Raw genomic sequence first — 25845 nt, forward strand, 5'->3', positions numbered from 1 at the left:
TAATCAAAAATGGATAAAAAAATAGAAAAAAAAATATTTCAACTCAGAAAAGAGTTGTTAAAATATAATGATCAATATTATAATTTTGGAATTTCAGAAATATCAGACTATCATTTTGATAAAAAATTAAAAGAATTATCTTTTTTAGAAAATCTATATCCTGAATTACAGAATCCTACTTCTCCTACAATCAAAGTAGGAGCAAAAGTTCATCCAACCGACTCTTCTATCTCTCCTGTTTATCATCATAAATACAAAATGTATTCTATTCAAAATACCTATTCTAAAAAAGAATTAATGATTTGGAAAACAAAAATAAGTAAATCAGTTCATTCTTTATCTTTTGTCTGTGAACCCAAATATGATGGAGTCTCTATTAATTTGATTTATAAAAACGGATTTTTAACCAATGCAGTAACTCGTGGTGATGGAGAAAAAGGAGAAGATGTCACAAGAAATATAAAAATGATAAAATATATTCCTTTCAAATTAAGAGGAAATAACTATTATCCTACGTATCTTGAGATACGTGGAGAAATTTTTCTTCCTATAAAGAACTTTATAGAAATAAATCAACAACGGATCAATAATGGACTACCCCCTTATACCAATCCAAGAAATACGGCGAGTGGAACTCTACTGAAAATTCATGATCCTCAAGAAGTACGTAAAAGAGATTTATTTTGTATAGCATTTCATGTTGTAGGAAATTATTTACCTTTTAGTACACAATATGAAGCTATAAAATACATAAAAAATTGGGGTTTTCAAGCTCCTACAGCACGTTTTTGCAGAAATATGAAAGAAGTATTCCATTTTATAGACTTTTGGAAAATCTGTCAAAACCAACTTCCGTATCATACAGACGGAATAGTCATTAAAGTGAATGAATATCAAAAACAATCCTTTTTAGGATTTACCAATAAATACCCACGTTGGGCTATCGCCTATAAGTTTAGACAAAAATTGTATGAAACCAAATTATTAAGTATTACGTATCAAGTGGGACGGACGGGGATCATTACTCCTGTTGCCAATGTTGTTCCTATTTTAATTACTGGAACCACAATCAAAAGAGTTGCACTTTATAATGATCGTTTCATACAAAAAATGGGAATTCATTATGAAGATACCCTTTTATTAGAAAAGGGAGGGAATATCATTCCAAAAGTCACAAAAATCAACATAGGAAAAAGATCGAATCAAACTTTTCCTGTCTTTTTTTTAAAAAAATGCCCATCATGTAATAGCGTTTTAACGAAAAAAAATGAATTATTTTACTGTACTCATCAAAACTGTTTTTCTAAAAGAATAGGAAAAATAATACACTTTGTAAATGTGATGAATATAAAAAAAATTGGAGTGAAAATGATTCATAAACTATACAAAAAAGGTTTTTTATATAATTTTTATGATTTATATGAATTGAAAAAAAAAGAACTATTTCAAATAGATGGAGTCAAAGAAAAATTGGCATGTGGCATTTTGAATAATATAGAAACATCGAAAAAAAACCCCTATTGTAGAGTATTATTTGCCTTAGGGATTCGTTATGTTGGAGAATATTTTTCCAAAAAATTGACAGAAAATTTTTTGAATATTAATTCTTTGATGCATGCAAATTATAATCATTTAATTTCTATTTCTGGGATAGGAAAAAACATTGCAAAAAGTATCATTACTTATTTTTCAATTACGGAACATATACATATAATTAAAATGCTTGTAAAATATGGATTAAAATTACATATTACGAAATGTACTATGATAAAAAAATATTCTTTGATTCAAGGAAAATCTTTTGTATTTACAGGTAAATTATCTTGTATGACCCGGAATGAGGCTAAAAATATAGTAGAATTTTTAGGTGGAATAGTATATAATACGGTCAATAATAAAATTAATTTTATAGTAGTTGGAAAAAATTTTGGTTCCAAATTAAAAAAAAGTATGAAAAAAAATCACGTAAAAATTTTGACAGAACAGATCTTTTTGGATCTGCTTCAAAAAGAAAAAAATCAAAATAGATCAATTTTTTAACAATGGGCAGTAATTCATTAAAGTCCGTATATATGGTTTTGTTTTTCATATAGAAAACAGTATATTTAATTTACAAGTGGGGATTGATTCTTAGATGAGTTAATCCATTAAGTCAGAAATCTATTTTTTTTATGTTCTTAAAAAATATATTTACAGAATCTGGATTCGAATCTGAAGCTGAGTTTATACCCTTAATGAGTCAAGATGAAGAAGATCAGTTACTTAAAGACGATATTCCCGAACAATTATGTATCTTAACAGTAAGAAATATGGTTTTGTATTCTGGAATTGTTTTTCCAATTATAGCAGGAAAAAGTGGATCCATACAATTGTTACAAGATGCTTATGGATTAGATAAAACAGTTGGAGTATTAACACAAAAAAATTCTGGGATAGAAAATCTTAGTGAAAAAGATTTGTATTCTATTGGAACGGTTGCTAAAATATTGAAATTATTAAAAATGCCTGATGGAAATACTACCGTTATTTTGCAGGGAAAAAGAAGATTTAAAGTCAATCGTTTTATTCAAAATGATCCATATTTTAAAGCGGAAATTATAGCGTTAGAAGAAAATAAACCTTCCTGCCAGGATAAAGAATACCTTGCTTTAGTAGAATCTATAAAGGAGATAGCTATAAAAATTATTCAAGATAACCCAAATCTACCATCAGAAGCAAGCATCGCAATTCGTAATATTGAAAGTCCTTCTTTTTTAATAAATTTTGTAGCAGCTAATATGAATTTAGCTACTAGAGATAAACAAAAATTGTTAGAATACGATGATTTGAAAAAAAGAGCAATGGAAACGTTGCGTTTTCTAAACGTAGAACATCAACAAATTAAATTAAAAAACGATATTCAATCCCGTGTTCGTAGTGATATGGATCAGCAACAGAGAGAATATTTTTTGCATCAGCAAATTAAAGCCATACAAGAAGAACTAGGAGATATTTCTTATGAGAAAGAGATAGATGAAATGCGTGTTAAAGCTTCCAGAAAAAAATGGCCAAAGGAAGCAAAAAAACAGTTTGATAGGGAATTGCTAAAAATGCAAAGAACCAATCCTCAAATGCCAGAATATACGGTACAAAGGAATTATCTGGAATTAATGATTGATCTTCCTTGGGGAAGATATTCAAAAGATAATTTTGATTTAGAATATGCACAAAAAATACTAGATAGAGATCACTATGGACTGGAAAAAGTAAAAGAGCGGATTATAGAATATTTAGCTGTCTTAAAATTAAGAGGAGATATGCGTTCTCCTATTCTATGCTTTTACGGTCCACCTGGAGTCGGAAAAACTTCTTTAGGAAGATCTATAGCTACCGCACTGAAAAGAAAATACGTTCGTATTTCTTTGGGAGGATTGCATGATGAATCAGAAATACGGGGACACAGAAGAACTTATATAGGAGCTATGCCTGGTAGACTATTACAATCTATTCGAAAAGTAGGAACTTCGAATCCTGTTTTTGTGATAGACGAAATAGATAAAATGGGAATAGGGACAAATGGGGATCCTTCTTCTGCCATGTTGGAAGTTTTAGATCCAGAACAAAATACTTCGTTTTACGATAATTTTTTAGAAATGGGGTACGATTTATCAAAAGTATTATTTATTGCTACAGCAAATTCACTTTCCCATATTCAACCTGCTTTAATAGATAGAATGGAGGTCATAGAAATGAATGGATATACGGTAGAAGAAAAAACACAAATTGTAAAAAAACATATTTTACCTAAACAGTTAAAAGACAATGGATTAAGAAAATCAGATTTAATACTTGGAACGAAAGAAATAGAAAAAGTCATTGAAAGTTATACAAGAGAATCTGGATTGAGAACTTTGGAAAAACAGATTGCTAAATTAGCACGTTATGTAGCTAAACATATTGCAATGAACAAGAAATATGTGAAGCTTTTGAGTATTGAAAAAATAGAAAAAATTCTTGGTATTCCTAATGATCCAGATCGTTATGAAGACAATAATGTTCCAGGTGTAGTAACTGGGTTAGCTTGGACTCATTTTGGGGGAGATATTTTATATATTGAATCCAGTTTATCTAAAGGTAAAGGTCATTTAAGTCTTACTGGCAATTTAGGAGAGGTCATGAAAGAATCTGCTACAATAGCTTTACAGTATATCAAAGCTCATTATAAAGAATTTCACATAGATCCTATAATGTTTGAAGAAAAAAATGTACATGTTCATGTTCCTGAAGGAGCCGTTCCTAAAGATGGGCCATCTGCAGGAATAACAATGTTAACATCTCTAGTCTCAAGTTTTACGAAAAGAAAGTTAAGACCTCATTTAGCTATGACAGGAGAAATCACTCTAAGAGGGAAGGTTCTTCCTGTTGGTGGAATTAAAGAAAAGATTCTAGCGGCTAAACGTGCTAATATTAAAGAAATTATTCTATCACAGGAGAATAAAAAAGATATAGAAGAAATCAAAACGGAACACTTAAAAGGATTAACCTTTGATTATGTTAAAAATATGAATGATGTGATTCATTTAGCTTTATTGTAAATTATGATGCATGAATTAGAAAATAAAAGTGATCCAGTTCAAGTTCATAGAGAATCCTTAATTCGACTCGCAAAAAAATATGGCACTCCACTTTACGTATACGATTCTTACAAAATAAAGAAACAATATATCAAAATGAAAAAGGCTTTTAGTGGGATCAAAAATTTAATCATTAATTATGCCTGTAAAGCTAATACTAATCTAAATATATTAAAACTTTTGCAAAAATTGGGAAGTGGATTAGATACCGTGTCTATTCAGGAAGTAGAACTAGGATTAAAAGCAGGGTTTCATCCTAAAAGAATTATATTTACACCTAATTGTGTTTCTATTCAAGAAATAAAAGAAGCTGTTGGTTTCGGAGTTAGAATCAATCTAGACAATCTGTCCATTTTAGAACAATTTGGAGAATATTACCCTGATTATGCTATAGGTATCAGAATTAATCCGCATATTATGGCAGGAGGAAATTCTAAAATTTCAGTAGGACATATTGATTCTAAATTTGGGATTTCTTACTATCAAATTCCTCATATGAAAAGAATATTAAAGAATACCGGACTTAAAATAGAAGGATTTCATATGCATACAGGATCTGATATATCCGATATCAAAGCCTTTTTATCAGGAGCAAAAGTATTGTTTCAAACAGCTATAGATTTTCCAAATCTTGATTATATTGATTTTGGAAGTGGGTTTAAAGTCCCATACAAAAAAGATGATATCCAAACAGATCTTAATTCTTTAAGTTTCTATCTTACAAAAGAATTTGAAATTTTTTGTAAAAATTATGGAAGTCAAATTACCTTGATTTTTGAACCAGGTAAATTTATAGTTAGTGAATCTGGATATTTTTTAGTTAGTGTCAATGTCATTAAACATACTACTTCTACTGTATTTGCTGGAGTAAATTCAGGATTTAATCATTTTCTTCGTCCTATGTTTTACGATGCTTATCACTGTATTGAAAATCTTTCTAATCCTAATGGTCGTTTTCGTTTTTACACAGTGGTTGGATATATTTGCGAATCGGATACCTTTGGTTTTAATAGAAAAGTTAAAGAAATTCGTGAAGGAGATATTTTATGCATTAAGAATGCGGGAGCTTATTGTTTTTCTATGTCTTCTAACTATAATTCTCGTTATCGACCTTCTGAAGTGATGATTTTTAAGGAAAAAGATTTTCTTATAAGAAAAAGAGAAACAATGCAAGATCTTCTGAGAAACATAGTAGACATACAACAACACATTATATAGTTAGTTTGGAGAGATGGCAGAGTGGTTAATTGCGGCGGTCTTGAAAACCGTTGAGGAGAAACACCTCCGGGGGTTCGAATCCCTCTCTCTCCGCACATAAATAACTATTTATGAATTTTTTCTAATTTTTTCATCTGTTTTTCAATACTTTCGTTATTTATTTTTTTAAATAAGAATGTGGTGTTCCCTAATACATGTCCTGGACATAAAATTTCTTCTATGTTTTTTATTTGATTCCAAAAAAAAGTTTTCAAACGAAGCATCTCTAACAATTTTTTTGCCGTATATGGAAGAAAAGGTTCTGCTAATTGAGCCAATACTCCAACAATTTGCAGTGATACATAAAGTATGGTATTGGCACGTTTTTCTGTTTTTTTATTCCAAGGTTCTTCCTCTGTTAAATATTTGTTTCCTAGTCTAGCTAAATTCATAAAACATGTTAAGGATTCTCTAAATTGATAGGATTCAATTAAATCTCCTATATGTTTTGGATAATTTTTAATTTTTTTTAAAATGTATTTATCCTTTATAGATAACATTTCAGGATTAGGAACAATTCCTTTATTGTACTTTTGGATTAAAGTTAGACTTCTATTTACAAAATTTCCTAATATAGCAACCAATTCCGTATTATTTTTTCTTTGAAAATCTTTCCAATTAAAATTATTATCTTTTTTTTCAGGCATATTAGATATGAGAATATAACGAAGTGTATCCTGTTGATTTGGAAAATCTTTTAAATATTCATGACCCCATACTGCCCAATTTTTAGAAGTAGATATTTTTTTATTTTCTAGATGAAGAAATTCATTAGCCAATATTTGATCTGGAAGAATATATCCACTATTATATGCTTTCAGTGTAACTGGAAAAATAATGCAGTGAAAAACAATATTATCTTTTCCTATAAATTGAATCAATTTTGTTGTTTCATCTTTCCAATAAGGTTTCCAATCTATTTTTGTTTGTTTAGCCCACTCTATGGTAGAAGAAATATATCCTATAGGAGCTTCAAACCATACATACAGAACTTTCCCTTTATTTTGCGGAATAGGAACTCCCCAATTCAAATCTCTTGTAATAGCACGAGATTTTAATCCTTGATTTAACCAAGATTTTGCTTGTCCATATACATTCACTTTCCAATCTTTCTTATGATTCATTAAAATCCATTTCTCCAAAAATTCTTGATATTGATTTAAAGGAAAGTACCAATGTTTAGTTTTTTTCAAAATGGGAAAACTTCCACTTATAGTCGATTTTGGAGACATTAAATCTTCAGGGGTTAACGAACTTCCACAATTTTCGCATTGATCTCCATAAGCTTCTTCATTTTTGCAATGGGGACATGTACCAGAGATATACCTATCCGCTAAAAATTGTTGAGCTTCTTGATCATAATATTGTTCAGATACTTTTTCAAAAATCTTTTTTTTTTCATGAAGTTTTTTAAAAAAAGAAGTAGAAATTTCGTGATGAATTTTTGCAGAGGTTCTGGAATAGTGATCAAACTGTATTCCAAAATTATTAAAACAATCTTTAATCATGTAATGATACTTATTTACGATTTCTTGAGGAGTTTTTTTTTCTTTTTTAGCTTGCATAGCAATCGGAACACCATGTTCATCCGATCCACATATAAAAATAACATCTATTTTTTTTCGTCTCAGATAACGAACGAAAACATCTGCAGGGAAATAAACTCCAGCCAAATGTCCTATATGAATTGGTCCATTTGCATAAGGTAAAGCAGCCGTGACTGTATATTTATTTGATTTTTTCATAATAGTATAAAAATTGATATATGAATAATAATAAAAAATTATTTTTAATTGACGCATATCCCCTTATTTATCAGAGTTATTATGCTTATAAACATCATCCACTTTTCACTTCTAAAGGACTCAATACTTCACCTATCATAAATTTCACATATTTTTTAATGAACACATTAAATAATGAAAAACCATCCTATATGGCTACTATTTTTGATACAAGTCAAGGTCCTTCTTTTAGGAAAAAAGAATATGAAAAATATAAAGCGCATAGAAACAAAACACCGGAAGCTATTTTTGAGGCGATTCCTTATATTATAAAGATTTTAAAAACTTTTCAAATTTCTTTTTTTTATGCTACCAACGGATATGAGGCAGATGATTTTATCGGAACGATAGCTAAGAAAGCAGAAAATAAAGGATATGTTATTTATATAATTACTTTGGATAAAGATTTTTTTCAACTGATAACAGAAAATATTAAAGTTTATATCCCACCTTTTAAAGGAAATCCAAAAAAAATATTGGGAATAGAAGAAATCCAAAAAAAATATGGGGTGAATCATCCAAAACAAGTTATAGATTTATGGAGTATGATGGGTGATCCTTCTGATAACATCCCAGGATTACCAGGAGTTGGAAAAATAAATGCCATAAAATTTATTCAAAAATATGGAAGTATTGAAAAATTATTGGATTCAACTCATGATCTTAACGGAAAAATTCAAAAAAATATTGAAAAAAATAAAAATTTAGGTCTTTTATCAAAGAAATTGATTACTATTGTTACTAATATCCCATTTTTTTCTTTTCATGAAGAAAAATTTTATGTAAAAAAACCAAATTGGCATTCTATAAAAAAAATATTCTGTGAACTCGAGTTTATAAAATTGTTAAAAAAAGCTCATGAATATTATAAATTTAAAACAAAAGAATAATTTTACTTTTTTATATAAAAATTATATTTTTCCATATAATCCCAAACTTCTGCATGAAGCATAGGTTTCATATTTTTTCCTTCTTGAATAGATTTTCGAATAAAAGAAGAAGATATTTCAATAATTGGAGCTTTTAAAAAAATTATGTTCTTATAATATTTAAAAAAAGGATGGGAAAAATATCCAATTCTAGGATAAACCAAAATATTATATTTATTTAAAATGATTTTATAATTTTTCCATTTTCTAAAAAAATAAAATGAATCTTTTCCCAAAATAAGAAAAAATTGATTTCTAGGATATTTTTTTTCTATTTTCGAAAGTGTATGAATTGTATAAGAAGGAAAATATCCAGATTCAATATCTAAAGCACTCATTTTTTCATAATTAGAAATAGCTCTTCTAACCATTTCAATTCTATGTTCATAATCTAAAAGATTCTTTTTTTTTTAATGGATTTTGTGGAGAAACCACGAACCAAACAGAATCTATATCTATAAATTCTGTTATATAATTAGCAATAATTGTATGTCCTAAATGAATAGGATTAAATGATCCAAAATAAAGTCCGATTTTCATACTGATCCATCAAATCAAAAATACCGAGTAGACATACATACAACAACATATCGTATCTCGATATTTTTTTTTTATGATTCTTTTTTTTTGTTAAATCATTTTCACACGATAATTCAATCCTAAAACAAACAAATGTTCATTCTTATTTTCTTTTTTCATTTGATCTAAACTGTAATCTTTTATATAGTTTTGATATGCAAGAAAAAAACTAAGATCATCATTTTTTATGATAGGAAGAAATTCTACACCTCCATAATAAGTATATGTTTTTTGAAACAATTTATTTTCTCCCAAAAAATCATTATTTCCTTTTTTAGAGGTCCCTATTTCATATACTCCTTTAGCAATTAAATTCCATTTTGGAATAAAATTATATTTTAATTTTACTAAATAGGTTCCAAATTTTACAGAGGGAACATCATAATAATGATCATTCAATGATCGTAAAATTTGTGTTACTTCTTGCCTATTTTTTTCTATGTCTTCACTGCTCAATATATAGTCTGCTTCTATGGTGACAGGTTTCCAATTTAATTGACTACCTAAAGCTAATAATTGCCAATATTTTTTTTTATCTTGTTCTTGAAAAATAGAATAGGACCATCTATTTTTTATAATTTTATCATTATCATTCTTATCTGGTTTCATACTCCAATTCCAACTTACAGAATATCCCATAGGATAATTGATGTCTTGAATCAGATCCTGATGTTCTTTCATCTTATTGACAACTTGAAATTGTAACTCATGATCTTTTATGGGATGATAAATAAAACTGAATCCAACAAAATTCTCCTCGTTTTTGTATATACGTGGATAACGGTATGCGTGTTCATAGGGTCCACTAGCATATTCCATACTACCAAAAGAAAAAGGTTGTTTTCCAAGCAAAAAATCAAGTTTATCGTTCCACTTATATTTTAAATAAGCGAAATCTAGCATGTCATAATTTTCTGCATTTGTTTTTTTAAGAAACTGTTTTGTAAAACGATAACTGATTTTATCATTTGCCTTTCCTATCACTTCCAAATTTAAATCGTTTTCATAAAAACGAGTTCCTTCAGAATATTCTTTTTTTATTTCAGAATGAAGACCACTAGAATAATCTAAAAATACGTTAAAATGAGGATTTTCATCTGTTGTTTTTATTTCTGAAAAACTATGAAAAGGATAAAAAAATCCTAAAAAAAGAATAAGGAAAATAATTTTTGTTTTTTTCATTTTTTTAATTTTATTATTCAATCATAATATAACATAATATATAAAATCTTTTTTAAACCAAAACAAATAGTTTAAAAAAGATTAAATTTTTTTTCATAACTATAAAAAAAATGTACAGAAATAAAATAAAAAAAAAAGAAAGAAAAAAAGAAAAAAAAACTCTTAAAACTATTTTTGGATTTTTTTTATTAGGAAATAGTATTTTTTTGTTTTTAAGTTTTTTTTCTTTTCTTTTCCATTGGAAACATGATCAAAGTCAACTCGAAAAACTTTTCGATAAAGAAATTATAGCAGAAAATTTACTTGGAAAAATGGGAGCGATCATCTCTCACTGTTTTATTCACTGTGGAATAGGAGTTAGCGCTTTTTTTATTCCTATATTATTATTTCTAAAAGGATTAAAAATTCTTTTTTCAAAAAAAGAATTTTTTAATGATTTTTATCAATCCACAATATATAAATTCCTATTTTTTATTGTCTGGTTTCCCATTTTTTTTTCTGTTATTGTTCCTCATCAAGGAATATTCAGTGGAATTTTTGGATTTGAAATAGGAAACTACTTGATTCATTTATTTGGAAAAGTAGGATTATATATGCTTCTTTTGACGAGTATCATTTTTTACTGGATCATCATTTTTCGTATCAATGCTTCAACCATAAAAAATGGAATGAAAAAAAAAATCCAAAATATTAACAAAAAAATAGATACAACATTACAATTGTGTAGTTATTTTGATAATAATCCAGAGATGGATTCTTCTTTCCGTAAAGGAAAAAAGATGCTTTATTCTATCCTTTATAAAAAAAAGGAAGATTTTTCATCCATTGATTTGAAAATAGATTTGGAATCTAATAAAAAAAAAATAATTCAAATCCTGAACCATTATCATATAGAAATATGTGAAATAAAAGCGAATATAGGACCTACGATCACTTTGTATGAAATCTATCCTAAAGTGGGAACACGTATTTCTAAAATCAAGAACTTAAAAAATGAGATTGCCTTAAATTTATCCGCTTTATCCATCAGAATTATAGCCCCCATACCTGGAAAAGGATCTATTGGAATAGAAATACCCAATTATAAGCGTTATCCTGTTTATATGAAAGACATTCTGTTTTCAGAAGAAAGTCAAAAAAAAAGTCATAACATGGAACTTCCCATTTCTTTAGGAAAAACAGTATTTAATGAGATTTTGATTGTAGATTTAGCAAAAATGCCCCATTTACTTATAGCAGGATCAACAGGACAAGGAAAATCCGTAGGATTAAATGTCATGATTGTTTTTCTATTATATCAAAAACATCCAAAAGATATCAAGTTTATTTTGATTGATCCAAAAAAAGTAGAATTATCAATATATAAAAAGATTTCAAAATCTTATTTTGCTACACTTCCGAATTCTATAGAACCCATCATTACAGATTTACATCAAGTAAAGAATATATTAAATTCTTTATGTAAAGAAATGGATCAAAGATATGCTCTTTTCGAAAAATATAAGGTTAGAAATATTAAAGAATATAATAATGTCATAAAAAAATACAATAAATATCATTTACCTTATATTATATTAATTGTTGATGAATTTGCAGATTTAAATATGAATCATCAAAAAAAACAAATAGAAATATACATAACCCGGTTAGCACAGCTCGCTCGCGCTGTAGGAATTCATTTGATTATAGCAACACAACGTCCATCAGTAGATGTAATTACGGGATTAATAAAATCCAATTTTACTGCAAGAATAGCATTTAGAGTGAGTTCTAAAATAGATTCTAGAACGATATTAGATTGCACAGGTGCTGAACAATTAATAGGAAAAGGAGATATGCTCTTTTCGAATAGAAATGAATTGATACGATTACAATGTCCATTTATGGAATTATCAGACATTCAAAAAATTGTTGATTTCTATGGAAATAATAATAAAAAACATGAGTACTTTTTTTTGCCAGAACCGGGTATAATCAATGAAAATGAATGAATCAAATTCAAATTTATCATGATAATAAAAAAACTTGATTTATACATGATTCGTTTATTTATGGCTCCTTTTTTAATGATTTATTCTACAATATTTATCATTTTTATGATTCAGTTTTTTTGGAGTCAAATAGATGAACTAACAGGAAAAAATATTAGTATTTTCATACTATTAAAATTTATATTATATTTTGGCATATCTATTCTACCATTAGTAACTCCCATTGCCCTATTATTAACTTCTATTATAATATTTGGTGATTTTTCAGAAAATCAAGAATTGATCGCTATCAAATCTTCTGGAATCTCTCTTTTCCGTGTTATGATTCCTCTTTTAGGAATAACCTTTGTTTTATCCATTGGATTATATTTATTTTCAGATTTTGTTATTCCAAAAGCAAAAATGAAAGCAAAAAAATTAGGATATGAAATATCGTTAGCTCATCCATCTTTAAAATTAAAGGAAGGAATTTTCGTAAATCTATATCCCAATTTTTTCATAAAAATAGATAGAAAATCAATAAATAGTAATTATTTACATAATATATTTATTTTTTTTTATGGTAAAAATTCACTTGTCAATACAATTCTTTCTCAAAGAGGAGTTTTAATCCCCAATCAAGAGGATGGATCTATTCAATTGAAATTAATGAATGGAGTTTTATATAGTGAAAATTTGAATGGATCCAAAAAAGAACAATCCTCTTATCAAATTGTAGAATTTGATACTTTAATTCAAAATTTTAAAATTCCTTTAGAATCCAAAATAAAAAACTTAGATGATGAGGACTATGATTTTTATCAAACTCTAAATACAAAAAATCTTATTCAAAAAATTAATTTTTTCAAGAAAAAAAATTATAAAAAAATCAATCCATCCGAAAGGAAAATATACTTAGCTAAGCTGCAATTAGAATTACAAAAAAAATTTACATTTCCAGTAACATGCATTATAATGTTTCTTACTGGAGCACCATTAGGTGCTCTTATTAGAAAAGGAGGGATTGGTTATCCAACTATGATAGCACTGATTATATTTATCATTTATTATACTTTACTAACCATCACTCAAAATAAAGTAGAAAAAACTGAAATATGTCCATGGATAGGAGCTTGGATCCCAAATTTTATTTTTTTTCCAGTAAGTATATGGATGACTTATAAAACTGTAATGGATGATTTTTATATTATATAATAAATAAATAGTAAATAGATATGGTTTTTGATTTAAATGAAATTGAAGAGGCCATACAGGATATCCAAAATGGAAAAATTATTATCGTGGTTGATGATAAAAATCGTGAAAATGAAGGAGATTTTATAGTAGCTGCTGAAAAAATTACTCCTGAAATTGTAAATTTTCTCATTACCCATGGTAGAGGATTAGTTTGTGTTTCCTTAACGGAAGAAAAATGTGATCAATTAGAACTTCAAATGATGGTAAAAAATAATACAGATCCTAGAAATACGGCTTTCACCGTATCCGTAGATTTACGAGGATATGGCGTTAGCACTGGCATTTCTGCTTCAGATAGAGCCAAGACTATTCTTGCCCTAGTTCATGAAATCAAACCAGAAGCATTCAACAAACCAGGACATATATTTCCTCTACGCGCAAAAAAAGGAGGAGTCTTAGAAAGGCCTGGACATACAGAGGCTGCTATCGATATAACTAGAATAGCAAAATGCATTCCTGGAGGAGTATTGGTAGAAATTCTGAATAAAGATGGATCTATGGCCCGTTTACCACAACTGATTCAGATCGCAAAAAAATTTCATATGAAAATCATATCCATAGAAGATTTTATTAAATATAAAATAAAACATAAAAAATCATGAATGCGGTCTGGACGGGATTTGAACCCGCGACCCCATGCGTGACAGGCATGTATTCTAACCAACTGAACTACCAGACCAAAAATTATGAATTGATTAAAGCATCTAATTTTTTTCTTATATCTTCTTTAGAAAGAATTCCAATATGAATATCTTTTTTTTCTCCATTTTTAAAAAAAATCATAGTAGGAATGCTACGGATCCCATATTTAGAAGAAGCTTTTGGGTTGTTATCTACATTCAACTTAAAAACTAATACTTTGGTATGATATTCAGAAAAAATTTCTTCTAATAGAACAGATAAAGCTCTACATGGGGAACACCATGGTGCCCAAAAATCTACCAGAATAGGTTTTTCTGATTCAGAAATCAACTGTTCAAAATTTTCATCGTTTATTTCTTGTAACATACTTTTTCCATTTTAAAAAAAAATATAACAAACAAATTTACCTTTTTTGTTTCAAATTCAAAAGTCAAAATCTTTCAACAAAGAGATATAAATATCTATTCCCTCCATGATTTCTGAAATCAAAACGTATTCATTAGGCGTATGAGAACGTACACTATCTCCTACTCCCATTTTAATAGTAGAAAAAGGCATGATACTTTGATCTGAAAGAGTAGGAGATCCATAAGTATTTCTCCCTATTAATTTAGCTTTTAAAACAATAGGATGCATAGGATTTATGAAAGATGAATTTAAATGTGAAGAACGCGGTTTCATTTTAGAATGAATTTTTTTTCGTATTATATCAATCAATTCCTCGTTTTTATATAATTCATTAGTTCTGATATCTATAACAAAAGAACAAATATCAGGGATAACATTATGTTGTATTCCTCCTTGTATTTGAGTTACATTTAAAGTAGTAAAACCTAATAAATCCGATTTTCTATCGAAAGAGAAATTTCTCAAGTGTTCTATATCTTTTGTGGCTACATAAATAGCATTGATTCCCGTATTTCTCGCAGAGTGTCCTGTTTTTCCTTCAGCTATACAATCTAATACAATAAGCCCTTTTTCAGCAATAGCTACTTGCATTTGTGTTGGTTCTCCCACAATTCCTAAATCTATAGATCCCAATTCAGGTAAAATTGATCGAATACCTGAAGAACCAGATATTTCTTCTTCTGCAGTAATAGAAAGTACTAATTTATAAGACAACTTTGATAAAGTACTTAAATATATAAAAGTAGATATCAATGAAACAACAGAAGCTCCAGCATCATTACTTCCTAATCCGATTAATTTATCTTCTTGTTGAATAGCAGTAAAAGGATCTGTGATCCAACTTTTTCCTGGGTTTACCGTATCATGATGAGAATTTAATAATATGGTTTTTTGCATATTTTTTTTATAAAAATTATGATTTTCTGTCCATATATTGTTAAATTTTCTTTTCACATGAAATCCATATTTATGAAGATAATCCTCTATCAGAAAAGAGACCTTATTTTCTTGTTCAGATATGGAAGGTGTATTGATGATCTGAATTAGAAGTTGAATGGCTTCTTCCTTTAAAACTTGTAAATCAACTACAGACATAAGATCGTCTTATTAAGATCATTTAATAAATGGATCGGTAGGCCTATACTAACCTTAGAGACTCCATTTTGGAATGCAAAAAAAGCATTTTCCAATTTAGGAATCATCCCATTTGTTATGGTATGACTTTGTTTCATTTTTTGAAATAAATGAAAATTTATTTTTTTTAAATAAGACTCCGAATCCTGTACATTTCGTAAAACTCCTTTTCTTTCAAAACAAAAATGTAACTCTACTTCACATTCTTGAGCTAAGGACATCGCTATATAGGCAGCTATTGTATCTGCATTCGTGTTGAGTAAATTTCCTGTTCCATTATGTGTGATGGAACATAATACAGGAGTGATATTATTTTTTAACAAAAATTTTATTAAATGTGTATTCACACTTTTTACATTTATATCTCCCACATATCCATAATCAATATTTACCATTTTACGTAAATATGATTGGATACAATTCCCATCTGCTCCACACAATCCTAAAGCATTACAATGATAAGACTGTAATCTCGCCACAATATTTTTATTGATTATTCCTGCATAAGTCATAACGACTATATCCAAAGTTTCTTTATCTGTTACTCTTCTCCCTTTTATCATTTTTGGAAAAAGACCCATTTTGTTTGAAATCAAATCTGCTTTTCTTCCTCCTCCATGAATCAGTACTTTATATCCTTGTAGTTTACAAAAAGCTTCCAAAGAATCATGAAGAGATTTAGGATCATTAATCAAATGACCTCCAATTTTGACTATATGGATTTTCATGATAAAGATTGTAACATTCTTAAAAAAATTATTTGCGAAGCGTAAATTCTATTTTTTGCTTGTTGCAACACAATAGAATATTTACTACTATCTAAAACCGCATCTTCCACTACCACATTTCTTCTTACAGGTAAACAGTGCATAAATTTAGCTTGATTGGTTAGTTTCATTTTCTTTTCAGTAATCATCCAATCGGAATTTTTACAAAGAATTTTTCCATAATCTAAATAACTACTCCAATTTTTAGCATAAATAAAATCTGCATTTATAAATGCTTCATTTTGATGATGTGTAGTATAAGCTCCATTAGAAAATCTTTTATGTAAATTGTATCTTTCTGGACATGTAATCGTAAAATCTATCTGTTTTATTTTTGATACCCATTGAGAAAAAGAATTCGCAACGGAATGAGGTAATGATTTTACATGAGGAGCCCAACTTAATACTACTTTACATCTTTTTCTAAAAAAGGATGTAAATTCTGCAATAGTCATCACATCTGCCAAAGATTGTAAAGGATGCAAGGTTGCACTTTCCATATTTACTACTGGAACTCTGGAATAATTTAATATTTTATTAAAAATAATTTCTTGATCATCATAATCTCTATCGAAAAGATTCGGAAAAGTTCTTACTGCAAGAATATCACAATACATACTCATTACAGAAATAGCTTCTTTAAGATGTTCTTGTGTAAAATTCATAACATTCCCATCATTCATTTCAATTGTCCAAGAATCTTTATGAACATCTAATACCCAAGTATGACATCCTAAGTTAAAAGCCGCTTTTTGACAACTAATTCTTGTACGCAAACTAGGATTAAAAAAAACCAATCCGATTGTTTTATTTCTTCCAATATGATGAAAATCATATGGATTTTTTTTCAAAAGTAGAGCATCTTTAATGAGATCATGTACATCTATAACATCTTCTACGCTAAAAAATCTTTTCATAAACTTATTTATATTCAATATTCATCCCAAGCTTTAATTAATAATTGATCTATAGATAAATTACAAAATGCTTGTATAAAAGCTTTTGCTAAACGCGCATTAGTGAGTAGAGGAATATTAAAATCTACGGCATAACGTCTAATAGCGTAATCATTATTCAATTCTGATTTACTTAAATTCTTTGGAATATTAATAATAAGATCCAATTTTCTATTTTTTATTAACTCAATAACATTTGAATATTTTTTTACGTTAGGCCAATAAACTTTGATTGAAGGAATTCCATTATGAGATAAAAAACTATTAGTCCCTTCTGTCGCAAACAATATATATCCTTTTTGATACAAAAGTTTTGTTACTTCTAAAAGATCTAATTTAGATTCAATAGGTCCTCCAGATATCAATATATTTTTTTTGGGAACGGTGAAACCAACAGAAAGCATAGATTTTAAAAGCGCCTCATCAAAAGTATCCCCTAAACATCCCACTTCTCCTGTGGAAGCCATATCTACACCCAAAATAGGATCGGCATCTTGCAAACGGGAAAAAGAAAATTGAGAAGCTTTTACACCCAAGTAATTGGTAATAAAAAAATTAGGTTCTAATTTCTTTCTCTTCTTTCCAAGGAGAACTTGAGTTGCTAATTCAATCATATTAAAATGAGAGACTTTTGATACAAAAGGAAAACTTCTGGAAGCTCTCAAATTGCATTCAATTACTTTTATTTCATTATCTTTAGATAAAAATTGAATATTGAAAGGACCAGATATGTTAAAATATTTGGATATTTTTTCAGATATACGAATGATTTCTTTCAATGTAGATAAATATAGATTATGTGGAGGATATACCAGTGTTGCATCTCCTGAATGTACTCCTGCAAATTCTACGTGTTCTGATATAGCATAATACAAAATTTCTCCGTTTTGAGAAACGGCATCTAATTCAATCTCTTTAGCATTTTTAATAAATTCTGTAATAATTAATGGATATTCAGAAGATATAGATACTTTTTCACGAAGATAATGCTGCAGTTCCTCTAGATTAGAAATCACATTCATATCCGCTCCAGAAAGAACGTAAGAAGGTCTAACCAATATAGGAAAATCTACTTCTTTTATAAATTGATGAATGGCATCAAAATCGGATAATTCTTTCCATTTTGGTTGTTTAATTTTTAAATGATCCATCGCATTAGAAAATTTATATCTATTCTCCACTTTGTCTATGGAAACAGGAGAGGTCCCTAAAATTTTCACCTTTTTTTCATAAAGTTTTAAAACTAAATTATTAGGAATTTGTCCTCCCATAGATACAATTGTTCCTTTAGGTTTTTCTAATTCAATAATATCTAATACACGTTCTAAAGTCAGTTCTTCAAAATATAATCTATCACATAGATCAAAATCAGTGCTGACAGTTTCTGGATTATAATTTATCATTATAGATCTGTAAGATTCTTTATGAATCGTATTTAATGCATTGACACAACACCAATCGAATTCTACACTACTTCCAATTCTATAAACACCAGATCCTAATGTAATAACAGATTTTTCATCTTTTTCATAAAGAATATCATGTTGAATGGCATGATATGTTAAATATAAATAATTTGTATGTGCTGGATATTCAGAAGCTAAAGTATCAATTTGTCTTACATGTGGAACTATGTTTTTCGCTTTTCTATGTTCTCTGATTTTTTTTTCTAAATTAGAAATATTGTGATTTCTATTTTTTTTATAAAAAATACTAGCTATTTGTATATCAGAGAACCCTTCTTTTTTGGCTTTTCGTAACAATTCTTCCGGAAGATCCATAAAATTCTCAAAACGATCTATATTTTTTTTTGTTTGAAAAATATTATCAAGTTGGTATAAAAACCATGGGTCGATCTTTGTCAAATGATGTATTTCTTTTATAGAAAGACCTTCTTCTAAAGCTTCTTCTAAAAAGAAAATTCTTTGATCTGTAGGTTTTTTTAGAGATTCTTTCAGAAATTTAGCAGATTTCAATTTTTTTTTATTCATAATATTAATGAAACCTTGCATCTCTATATCTAACATCCGAATTCCTTTTTGTAAGGCTTCTTCAAAAGAACCACCAATTGCCATAACTTCTCCTACACTTTTCATACTACTTCCAATCCTATTGGAAACACCATAAAATTTCTTTAGATCCCATCTAGGAATTTTACATACTACATAATCCAACGCAGGTTCAAAAAAAGCAGAAGTATTTTTAGTTACAGAATTTTTTAATTCGTGCAATCCGTATCCTAAAGATAATTTAGCGGCAATAAAAGCTAAAGGATAACCTGTTGCTTTAGAAGCAAGAGCACTAGAGCGAGAAAGACGTGCATTCACTTCAATAACACGATAATCTTCTGAACTAGGATCTAACGCAAACTGAACATTACATTCTCCTACTATATGAAAATCTCTAGCTATATGTATTGCTAATTTTCTTAAATTATAATATTCAGAATTTGTTAAGGTTTGTGACGGTGCTACAACAATACTTTCTCCTGTGTGAATTCCTATGGGATCAAAATTTTCCATATTGCATACAGAAATACAATTATCATATTGATCTCTAACTATTTCATATTCAATCTCTTTCCATCCTTCTAAATATTCTTCTACAACAATTTGAGAAGAGTAAGAAAAAGCCTTACTTACTATCTTTTTTAAATCATGAACATTTTTAGCAAAACCACTCCCTAACCCTCCAAGGGTATAAGCGGATCTAATGATAATAGGAAATCCTATTTCTAAAGAATAGGAAACGGCATCATCCATAGAATAGACCACAAAACTTTTTGCCGTCTTGATGTTAATATGAGTTAACCTATTTCTAAATAAGTTTCTATCTTCACTGTGAATAATAGATTCAATAGATGTTCCTAAAACTTGAATTTTATATTTTTCTATAATCCCTTCTTGAAAAAGCTGAATTCCACAATTCAATGCAGTCTGTCCACCAAAAGATAGTAAAATTCCTTGTGGTCTTTCCTTGTCTATTACACGTTTAATAAAAAATAAAGTCAAAGGAAGAAAATAAACTTTATCAGCAATTTCTTTCGAAGTTTGAACTGTGGCAATATTTGGATTCATCAATATAGTATAAATACCCTCCTCTTTAAGGGCTTTTAATGCTTGTGTTCCAGAATAATCAAATTCACCAGCTTCTCCTATTTTTAATGCACCTGATCCCAGGATGAGTACTTTATCTATTTTCATACTAATTTTGAAAGATTCGTTAATTATATTTACTTTTTTTAATTGAATCTATAAAAACATCGAATAAAAATTCGGTATCTTGAGGCCCACTTGAAGCTTCTGGATGAAACTGGACCGAAAAAAAAGGTTTATCATTATGAATGATCCCTTCGCAAGTTTCATCATTTAAATTTTTAAAAAATATTTTCCATTCTATAGAAAGATTTCTTGCATCCAAAACATATCCATGATTTTGTGATGTAATAAAACTTTTTCCTGTTTTTAATGAAAAAACTGGTTGATTATGACTTCTATGTGCATATTTTAATTTATAAGTATCTCCTCCTGCTGCTATCCCTAAAAGTTGATTTCCCAAACATATTCCAAATATAGGTTGTTCTTTCTTCAAAGCTCTACGAATATAATGTATCGGTTTTTTATAAACTTTAGGATTTCCAGGTCCATTAGAAAGAACCAATCCATCATATTCTTCTTTTGTAAAATCATAATCCCATGGAACTCTGATAATAGAACAATCTCTTCGTAAAAGACAACGTAAAATATTATTCTTTAACCCAAAATCTACAAGTAATATTTTGTATTTTCCATTTCCATACACAATTTTTTCATGTATCGATACTTTTTCAGAAAGATTATCCTGATTCGGATCATAAAAAGGAAGATCTTCATTTTTCATTAAAATTTTACCTAACATGGATCCTCCACTTTTTCTAAGTTTTTTTGCAATGAATCTAGTATCTATCCCATAGATTCCAGGAATCCCATTTTTATACAACCAATTCGATAGAGATTGATTCATATTCCAATGATACGGACGATTAGAATAATAAGAAATAATAAGTCCGGATACTTGAATCCTATCAGATTCATAAAATTCAGAAATAGATTCTTTACTAGAAGAAGATGGAATTCCATAATTTCCTATTATGGGATAAGTATAAGTCAATATTTGCCCCTTGTAAGAGGGATCTGTTATACTTTCTGGATAACCGGTCATAGCCGTATTAAATACAACTTCTCCAGAAGAAGATACTGGTGCTCCAAAATGATCAGCTTCATACCGAGTTCCGTCTTCTAATACAAGTATCGCTTTTTTTATTTTTTTTTTACTATTTTCCATATAGATACGCTAAGGCGTTCTTTAACTTTTTCAGGAATAATTTTATATGATTTTCATTAATATTTAATGGAGGAAGTAATCGCAAAACATATGGATTATTAGATGTTCCCACAAAGACTTTTTCTTTATAAACTAAAACATTTTTCAAATCCAGAATGGGAAAATCAAATTCTAACCCGATCATCAGTCCTCTTCCCCTAATTTCTTTAATTTCAGAAATGATCCGTAATTCTTTTAAGAATATTTTTCCCATTTTTTTTGCATTTTCAATTAATTTTTCTTTTTTAAGAATTTCCAATACAGCAATACCAGCTGTACAAGCTAAATGATTTCCTCCGAAAGTTGTTCCTAACATTCCATAATATGGTTGAAATTTAGGATGTATGAGTACTCCTCCTATAGGAAATCCATTTCCCATTCCTTTAGCTACAGTAATCAAATCTGGTTTTATAGGATACAATTGGTGAGAAAAAAAAGTACCTGTTCTTCCATATCCACTTTGTACCTCATCTAGAATCAATATTGTATTGTATTTTTTGCAAAAACTTTCTACTTGATAAAAAAAATCTAAACCGGGATCTATAATTCCAGATACACCTTGTATTCCTTCAGTAATTACAGCACAAATATCTTGATTTCTTAATTTTTCTTCTAAAGAATCAAAATCTTGATAATTGATAAATATCGTTTCATGTTGAGCATTAAAAGGGGATATCAATTTGTAGTTATCCGTTACAGATAGACTTCCACTTGTTCTTCCATGAAAAGAACCTTTAAAAGCAATCACTTTTTTTTTTCCTGTATAAAAAGAAGCTATTTTCAATGCATTTTCATTAGATTCTGTGCCAGAATTACATATAAACAATGAATAATCTTTATATCCTGAAATATTTCCAAGTAGAGAAGCTAATTTATTTTTTTGAGAAATATAAACGCTATTAGAATAATAGGATATTTTATGAATTTGTTCAATTAAAGCTTCCACATAATGTGGATGCGAATGTCCAATGGAAATCACAGCATGTCCTCCATAAAAATCTAAATACATATTCCCTTGTACATCAAAAACATAAGATCCTTTACTCTTACTCAATTCTATATCTAAAATAGGATAAACGTCAAATAATTTCATTTTTAAAAACGAACGGATTTTAATCTTAAACCACAAGTTTCATCAAACCCAAACATAAGATTCATATTTTGTATGGCTTGACCAGAAGCTCCTTTTATGAGATTATCAATGATGCTTATAACAATCAGTTGATTTTTATCCTGAATAAGATATAAAATACATTTATTGGTATTGATCACTTGTTTAATATCAATGTTAATATCAGAAATCATTACAAATGGATGATTTGTATAATATTCTTTATAGATTTCTTGATTTTCTTTCAAAGAAAGAATAGAATAAGTATATAAAGTAGTTATAATTCCTCTAGAGAAATTTCCTCTGTAAGGAACAAAATAAATTTTAGAAACAAAATTGTTTTGTACTTGATGAATGGTTTGTTCAATTTCCTGCAAATGTTGATGTTTAAAAATTTTATAAGCAGAAATATTATTAGTTCTCCAACTAAAATGATTGGTGTCACTTAATTTTCTTCCGGATCCTGTAGAACCTGTAATGGCACTAATATGAATATCTTTTTTTAATAATTGATTTTTAGCTAATGGTAAAATAGCTAATAAAATGGCTGTGGCAAAACATCCAGGATTGGCTATATTGTTTGATTTTTTGATTGTTTCTTTTTGTAATTCTGGTAATCCATAAACAAAATTTCTATTGTTAAAAATGGATTGAATTTTGATTCTAAAATCTTGACTCAAATCAATCACTTTTATATTTTCTGATATATGATGCAATTCTTTTCTAGATTCTCCATGTCCAGAACAAAGAAATACAATATCTATTTCTTTGCTTAAATCATGGATAAACCTTCTATTTTTGATTTCTATTTCTCCTAATAAATCTTGATGAATTAAATGAATCAATTCTCCTGTATGACTTTTACTAACTATATTCTTAATCCTAATTTTTGGATGATGAATCATCAATCGAATCAATTCTCCAGCAGTGTATCCAGCTCCTCCTATAATACCTATTTCAATCATTCTTCTTTTTTTTTAAATTATGATACATTTTCATTTGATTGCCAAAAATTTTAGTAAAACCCTTCACATCTTCTGCTGTCCAAGCATAATTCATTTCTCCATATTGAGCAGCCATGTTAGAAGATGTCATTAAATCAAATTTAGATTTGATTCCTACTAAATGAAATCTATAAGGATAAAGAATGATATCTACAGTTCCGGTTAATCTTTCTTGTGTACTTTTTAAAAATTTTTCTATATCACGCATGACAGGATCTAAATATTGAGCTTCATGAAGTAACATTCCATACCAATTGGATAATTGTTCTTTCCAATAAAGTTGCCATTTCGTAAGAATATGTTTTTCCAACAAATGATGAGCTTTGATAATAATAATAGCAGCTGGAGCTTCGAATGCTATTCTTCCTTTAATCCCCAAAATAGTGTCTCCTATATGGATTCCTCTTCCTATAGCAAATTCTGAAGCTATTTCTTCAATTTTTATTATGTTTTTTGTAGCTTTTCCTTTTTCTTGATTCACACTGACCAATTCCCCCTTTTCAAATTCTAATTCTAAGTTTTCACTTTTTTTTCTTTTTAATTTTGTCGGATAAGCCTCTTCCGGGAAGTCGTGATCAGAAGTAAGAGTTTCCTTTCCTCCTATACTAGTTCCCCAAATTCCTTTGTTGATAGAATATTTAGCTTGATCCCAACAAATAAAAACTCCTTTATTTTTCAAATATTCAATTTCTTCTTTTCTAGAGACTTTCATCTCTCTTATAGGAGAAAGAGTTATTTTTTCTGGACAAATAATTTGAAAAGCTATATCAAATCTGATTTGATCGTTTCCTGCTCCTGTGCTTCCATGTGCAATTGCTTTCGCTTGAATATAAGTAGCATATTGTGCTATTTTAATAGCCTGAAAAATTCTTTCGGAACTTGCTGAAAGTGGATAAGTATTATTCTTAAGAATATTTCCAAATATAAGATACTTGATACAATTCTGATAATATTCTTCTATGGCGTCAATAGTTTTGTGAGATTGAGATCCAATGCTTAAAGCTCTTTTTTCAATTTGATCTAATTCATCCTTTTTAAAACCTCCCGTATTAATAATAACTGTATGAACTTCATATTTTTCCTGTATCAAATATTTTAAACAATAAGAGGTGTCTAATCCGCCACTATAAGCTAAAACAATTTTATCTCCAGTAGATAAATAATTTTTATCTTTTTTTTTATTATTATCCGTATTCGGATTGTATAAAAGACCTGTACATAAACACATTTTTTTTTGATTTCTGGCTAATATATCAAAATTTGCACAACTTTGACATCCTTTCCAAAATTCTTCTGAATGAGTTAATTCACTAAAAGAAACAGGTTTAAACCCCAATTTTGTATTGATTTTAATAACTGGATTACTTGTTGTGATACTAAAAATTTTAGAATTTGGAAATTTTTTTCTGGAAAGTTTAAAAATTTCAAATTTAATAATTTTTGCCAATCCTTGTTTTCTAAATTCAGGAAAAACAATTAAACCGGAATTTACAACAAATTCTTCATTCTGAAAAGTTTCAAGGTAACTAAACCCTGCTAATTTTCCGTCACAAAAAGCAATTACCGCATTTCCATGAATGATTATTAATTTAATATACTCTGGATCTTTTTTTGCAATTCCAGTCCCCCTAATTTTTGCTGATTCTTCAATTTTTTTACAAATTAAGAATGCATATTTTGTATCCTCTTCATGAGATACTCTAACTTTTATTTTCATCTTTGTTTATAAGAAGCCCTCAAATAAAAACTAAGAAAAAAAATAAATGCATTGTCCCGACTGGTTGTAGTATGAATAATGCTTCATATAATAAATATATTTTACTTTATCTGTATCCAAAATACAAATTTTGGAAAGTCTTTTTAATTAATTTTAGTCTTTATTTTATATTT

The 25845-nt window shown here is 28.3% G+C and carries 18 protein-coding genes, 2 tRNA genes and 1 pseudogene; 8 read left to right on the plus strand and 13 right to left on the minus strand.

Annotated features, from left to right (window positions below):
• Nucleotides 1–9: 9 nt before the first annotated feature.
• From ligA to BPAA_RS01550, 4 genes are all read left to right on the plus strand, one after another.
• Entirely contained in the window at nucleotides 10–2040 is a 2031-nt protein-coding gene (ligA, locus tag BPAA_RS01535; protein ID WP_015429922.1) for an NAD-dependent DNA ligase LigA, read from the plus strand.
• A gap of 131 nt (nucleotides 2041–2171) precedes the next feature.
• Nucleotides 2172–4574, plus strand: coding sequence for an endopeptidase La (gene lon, locus BPAA_RS01540; RefSeq protein WP_015429923.1), 2403 nt, complete (start codon nucleotides 2172–2174; stop codon nucleotides 4572–4574).
• Nucleotides 4575–4577: 3 nt separating this feature from the next.
• Nucleotides 4578–5831, plus strand: a complete 1254-nt coding sequence (gene lysA / locus BPAA_RS01545; protein WP_015429924.1) for a diaminopimelate decarboxylase — start codon at nucleotides 4578–4580, stop codon at nucleotides 5829–5831.
• Between the two features lie 7 nt (nucleotides 5832–5838).
• Nucleotides 5839–5924, plus strand: a tRNA-Ser gene (locus BPAA_RS01550).
• Nucleotides 5925–5935: 11 nt separating this feature from the next.
• Here the strand turns inward: BPAA_RS01550 and metG are convergent.
• Nucleotides 5936–7615 carry a methionine--tRNA ligase gene (gene metG / locus BPAA_RS01555; protein ID WP_041178711.1) on the minus strand — a complete coding sequence of 560 codons (1680 nt, stop codon included), beginning with the start codon at nucleotides 7613–7615 and terminating at the stop codon, nucleotides 5936–5938.
• A 20-nt stretch (nucleotides 7616–7635) separates the two neighbouring features.
• Between metG and BPAA_RS01560 the strand changes: the two genes are divergently transcribed.
• Entirely contained in the window at nucleotides 7636–8544 is a 909-nt protein-coding gene (locus BPAA_RS01560; protein ID WP_015429926.1) for a 5'-3' exonuclease, read from the plus strand.
• Nucleotides 8545–8546: 2 nt separating this feature from the next.
• Here BPAA_RS01560 and nadD read toward each other — a convergent pair.
• Nucleotides 8547–9123: pseudogene (gene nadD / locus BPAA_RS01565) on the minus strand (nicotinate (nicotinamide) nucleotide adenylyltransferase).
• A gap of 90 nt (nucleotides 9124–9213) precedes the next feature.
• A complete protein-coding gene (locus tag BPAA_RS01570; protein WP_015429927.1) occupies nucleotides 9214–10344 on the minus strand; it encodes a porin in 1131 nt (376 codons plus the stop codon).
• A gap of 110 nt (nucleotides 10345–10454) precedes the next feature.
• Here BPAA_RS01570 and BPAA_RS01575 point away from each other — a divergent pair, with 110 nt between their 5' ends.
• Genes BPAA_RS01575 through ribB form a run of 3 tightly spaced genes read left to right on the plus strand, consistent with a single transcriptional unit; the run spans nucleotide 10455 to nucleotide 14173 of the window.
• Nucleotides 10455–12335 carry a DNA translocase FtsK 4TM domain-containing protein gene (locus tag BPAA_RS01575; protein ID WP_015429928.1) on the plus strand — a complete coding sequence of 627 codons (1881 nt, stop codon included), beginning with the start codon at nucleotides 10455–10457 and terminating at the stop codon, nucleotides 12333–12335.
• Nucleotides 12336–12353: 18 nt separating this feature from the next.
• Nucleotides 12354–13529: an LptF/LptG family permease gene (locus BPAA_RS01580; protein ID WP_015429929.1), complete on the plus strand. Its 1176-nt coding sequence runs from the start codon at nucleotides 12354–12356 to the stop codon at nucleotides 13527–13529.
• A 20-nt stretch (nucleotides 13530–13549) separates the two neighbouring features.
• Nucleotides 13550–14173, plus strand: a complete 624-nt coding sequence (gene ribB / locus BPAA_RS01585) for a 3,4-dihydroxy-2-butanone-4-phosphate synthase (RefSeq protein WP_015429930.1) — start codon at nucleotides 13550–13552, stop codon at nucleotides 14171–14173.
• 3 nt (nucleotides 14174–14176) lie between these two features.
• On the opposite strand, the gene BPAA_RS01590 is transcribed toward ribB, so the two are convergent.
• The 10 genes from BPAA_RS01590 to BPAA_RS01635 all read right to left on the minus strand — a co-directional run bounded on the left by BPAA_RS01590 (nucleotide 14177) and on the right by BPAA_RS01635 (nucleotide 25672).
• A tRNA-Asp gene (locus BPAA_RS01590) sits at nucleotides 14177–14250 on the minus strand.
• Nucleotides 14251–14255: 5 nt separating this feature from the next.
• Complete coding sequence (gene trxA, locus BPAA_RS01595; RefSeq protein WP_015429931.1) at nucleotides 14256–14579, minus strand: thioredoxin; 324 nt, start codon at nucleotides 14577–14579, stop codon at nucleotides 14256–14258.
• 57 nt (nucleotides 14580–14636) lie between these two features.
• On the minus strand, nucleotides 14637–15716 hold the full coding sequence (locus BPAA_RS01600) for a M20 family metallo-hydrolase (protein ID WP_015429932.1): 1080 nt from the start codon (nucleotides 15714–15716) through the stop codon (nucleotides 14637–14639).
• The gene (gene argB, locus BPAA_RS01605) at nucleotides 15707–16483 is read right to left on the minus strand and encodes an acetylglutamate kinase (protein ID WP_015429933.1); all 777 of its coding nucleotides are present in this window, start codon (nucleotides 16481–16483) and stop codon (nucleotides 15707–15709) included. The genes BPAA_RS01600 and argB overlap by 10 nt, the downstream gene beginning before the upstream one ends.
• The gene (locus BPAA_RS01610) at nucleotides 16480–17439 is read right to left on the minus strand and encodes an N-acetylornithine carbamoyltransferase (RefSeq protein ID WP_015429934.1); all 960 of its coding nucleotides are present in this window, start codon (nucleotides 17437–17439) and stop codon (nucleotides 16480–16482) included. Before BPAA_RS01610 ends, argB begins: the two co-directional genes overlap by 4 nt.
• A 14-nt stretch (nucleotides 17440–17453) precedes the next feature.
• Complete coding sequence (carB, locus tag BPAA_RS01615) at nucleotides 17454–20681, minus strand: carbamoyl-phosphate synthase (glutamine-hydrolyzing) large subunit (protein WP_015429935.1); 3228 nt, start codon at nucleotides 20679–20681, stop codon at nucleotides 17454–17456.
• A gap of 19 nt (nucleotides 20682–20700) precedes the next feature.
• The gene (carA, locus tag BPAA_RS01620) at nucleotides 20701–21801 is read right to left on the minus strand and encodes a glutamine-hydrolyzing carbamoyl-phosphate synthase small subunit (RefSeq protein WP_015429936.1); all 1101 of its coding nucleotides are present in this window, start codon (nucleotides 21799–21801) and stop codon (nucleotides 20701–20703) included.
• Nucleotides 21791–22933: an aspartate aminotransferase family protein gene (locus tag BPAA_RS01625; RefSeq protein ID WP_015429937.1), complete on the minus strand. Its 1143-nt coding sequence runs from the start codon at nucleotides 22931–22933 to the stop codon at nucleotides 21791–21793. The genes carA and BPAA_RS01625 overlap by 11 nt, the downstream gene beginning before the upstream one ends.
• A 2-nt stretch (nucleotides 22934–22935) precedes the next feature.
• The gene (gene argC, locus BPAA_RS01630; RefSeq protein ID WP_015429938.1) at nucleotides 22936–23916 is read right to left on the minus strand and encodes an N-acetyl-gamma-glutamyl-phosphate reductase; all 981 of its coding nucleotides are present in this window, start codon (nucleotides 23914–23916) and stop codon (nucleotides 22936–22938) included.
• A complete protein-coding gene (locus BPAA_RS01635) occupies nucleotides 23909–25672 on the minus strand; it encodes an argininosuccinate synthase domain-containing protein (RefSeq protein ID WP_015429939.1) in 1764 nt (587 codons plus the stop codon). Before BPAA_RS01635 ends, argC begins: the two co-directional genes overlap by 8 nt.
• Nucleotides 25673–25845: the final 173 nt, after the last annotated feature.

It is taken from the genome of Blattabacterium cuenoti BPAA (genome assembly GCF_000348805.1).
GTDB lineage: Bacteria > Bacteroidota > Bacteroidia > Flavobacteriales > Blattabacteriaceae > Blattabacterium > Blattabacterium cuenoti_B.

Bases quoted from the DNA above. Each gene is read 5' to 3' on its own strand.
- ligA (WP_015429922.1), top strand. From the start codon at position 10: ATGGATAAAAAAATAGAAAAAAAAATATTTCAACTCAGAAAAGAGTTG.
- lon (WP_015429923.1), top strand. From the start codon at position 2,172: ATGTTCTTAAAAAATATATTTACAGAATCTGGATTCGAATCTGAAGCT.
- lysA (WP_015429924.1), top strand. From the start codon at position 4,578: ATGATGCATGAATTAGAAAATAAAAGTGATCCAGTTCAAGTTCATAGA.
- metG (WP_041178711.1), bottom strand. From the start codon at position 7,615: ATGAAAAAATCAAATAAATATACAGTCACGGCTGCTTTACCTTATGCA.
- BPAA_RS01560 (WP_015429926.1), top strand. From the start codon at position 7,636: ATGAATAATAATAAAAAATTATTTTTAATTGACGCATATCCCCTTATT.
- BPAA_RS01570 (WP_015429927.1), bottom strand. From the start codon at position 10,344: ATGAAAAAAACAAAAATTATTTTCCTTATTCTTTTTTTAGGATTTTTT.
- BPAA_RS01575 (WP_015429928.1), top strand. From the start codon at position 10,455: ATGTACAGAAATAAAATAAAAAAAAAAGAAAGAAAAAAAGAAAAAAAA.
- BPAA_RS01580 (WP_015429929.1), top strand. From the start codon at position 12,354: ATGATAATAAAAAAACTTGATTTATACATGATTCGTTTATTTATGGCT.
- ribB (WP_015429930.1), top strand. From the start codon at position 13,550: ATGGTTTTTGATTTAAATGAAATTGAAGAGGCCATACAGGATATCCAA.
- trxA (WP_015429931.1), bottom strand. From the start codon at position 14,579: ATGTTACAAGAAATAAACGATGAAAATTTTGAACAGTTGATTTCTGAA.
- BPAA_RS01600 (WP_015429932.1), bottom strand. From the start codon at position 15,716: ATGTCTGTAGTTGATTTACAAGTTTTAAAGGAAGAAGCCATTCAACTT.
- argB (WP_015429933.1), bottom strand. From the start codon at position 16,483: ATGAAAATCCATATAGTCAAAATTGGAGGTCATTTGATTAATGATCCT.
- BPAA_RS01610 (WP_015429934.1), bottom strand. From the start codon at position 17,439: ATGAAAAGATTTTTTAGCGTAGAAGATGTTATAGATGTACATGATCTC.
- carB (WP_015429935.1), bottom strand. From the start codon at position 20,681: ATGAAAATAGATAAAGTACTCATCCTGGGATCAGGTGCATTAAAAATA.
- carA (WP_015429936.1), bottom strand. From the start codon at position 21,801: ATGGAAAATAGTAAAAAAAAAATAAAAAAAGCGATACTTGTATTAGAA.
- BPAA_RS01625 (WP_015429937.1), bottom strand. From the start codon at position 22,933: ATGAAATTATTTGACGTTTATCCTATTTTAGATATAGAATTGAGTAAG.
- argC (WP_015429938.1), bottom strand. From the start codon at position 23,916: ATGATTGAAATAGGTATTATAGGAGGAGCTGGATACACTGCTGGAGAA.
- BPAA_RS01635 (WP_015429939.1), bottom strand. From the start codon at position 25,672: ATGAAAATAAAAGTTAGAGTATCTCATGAAGAGGATACAAAATATGCA.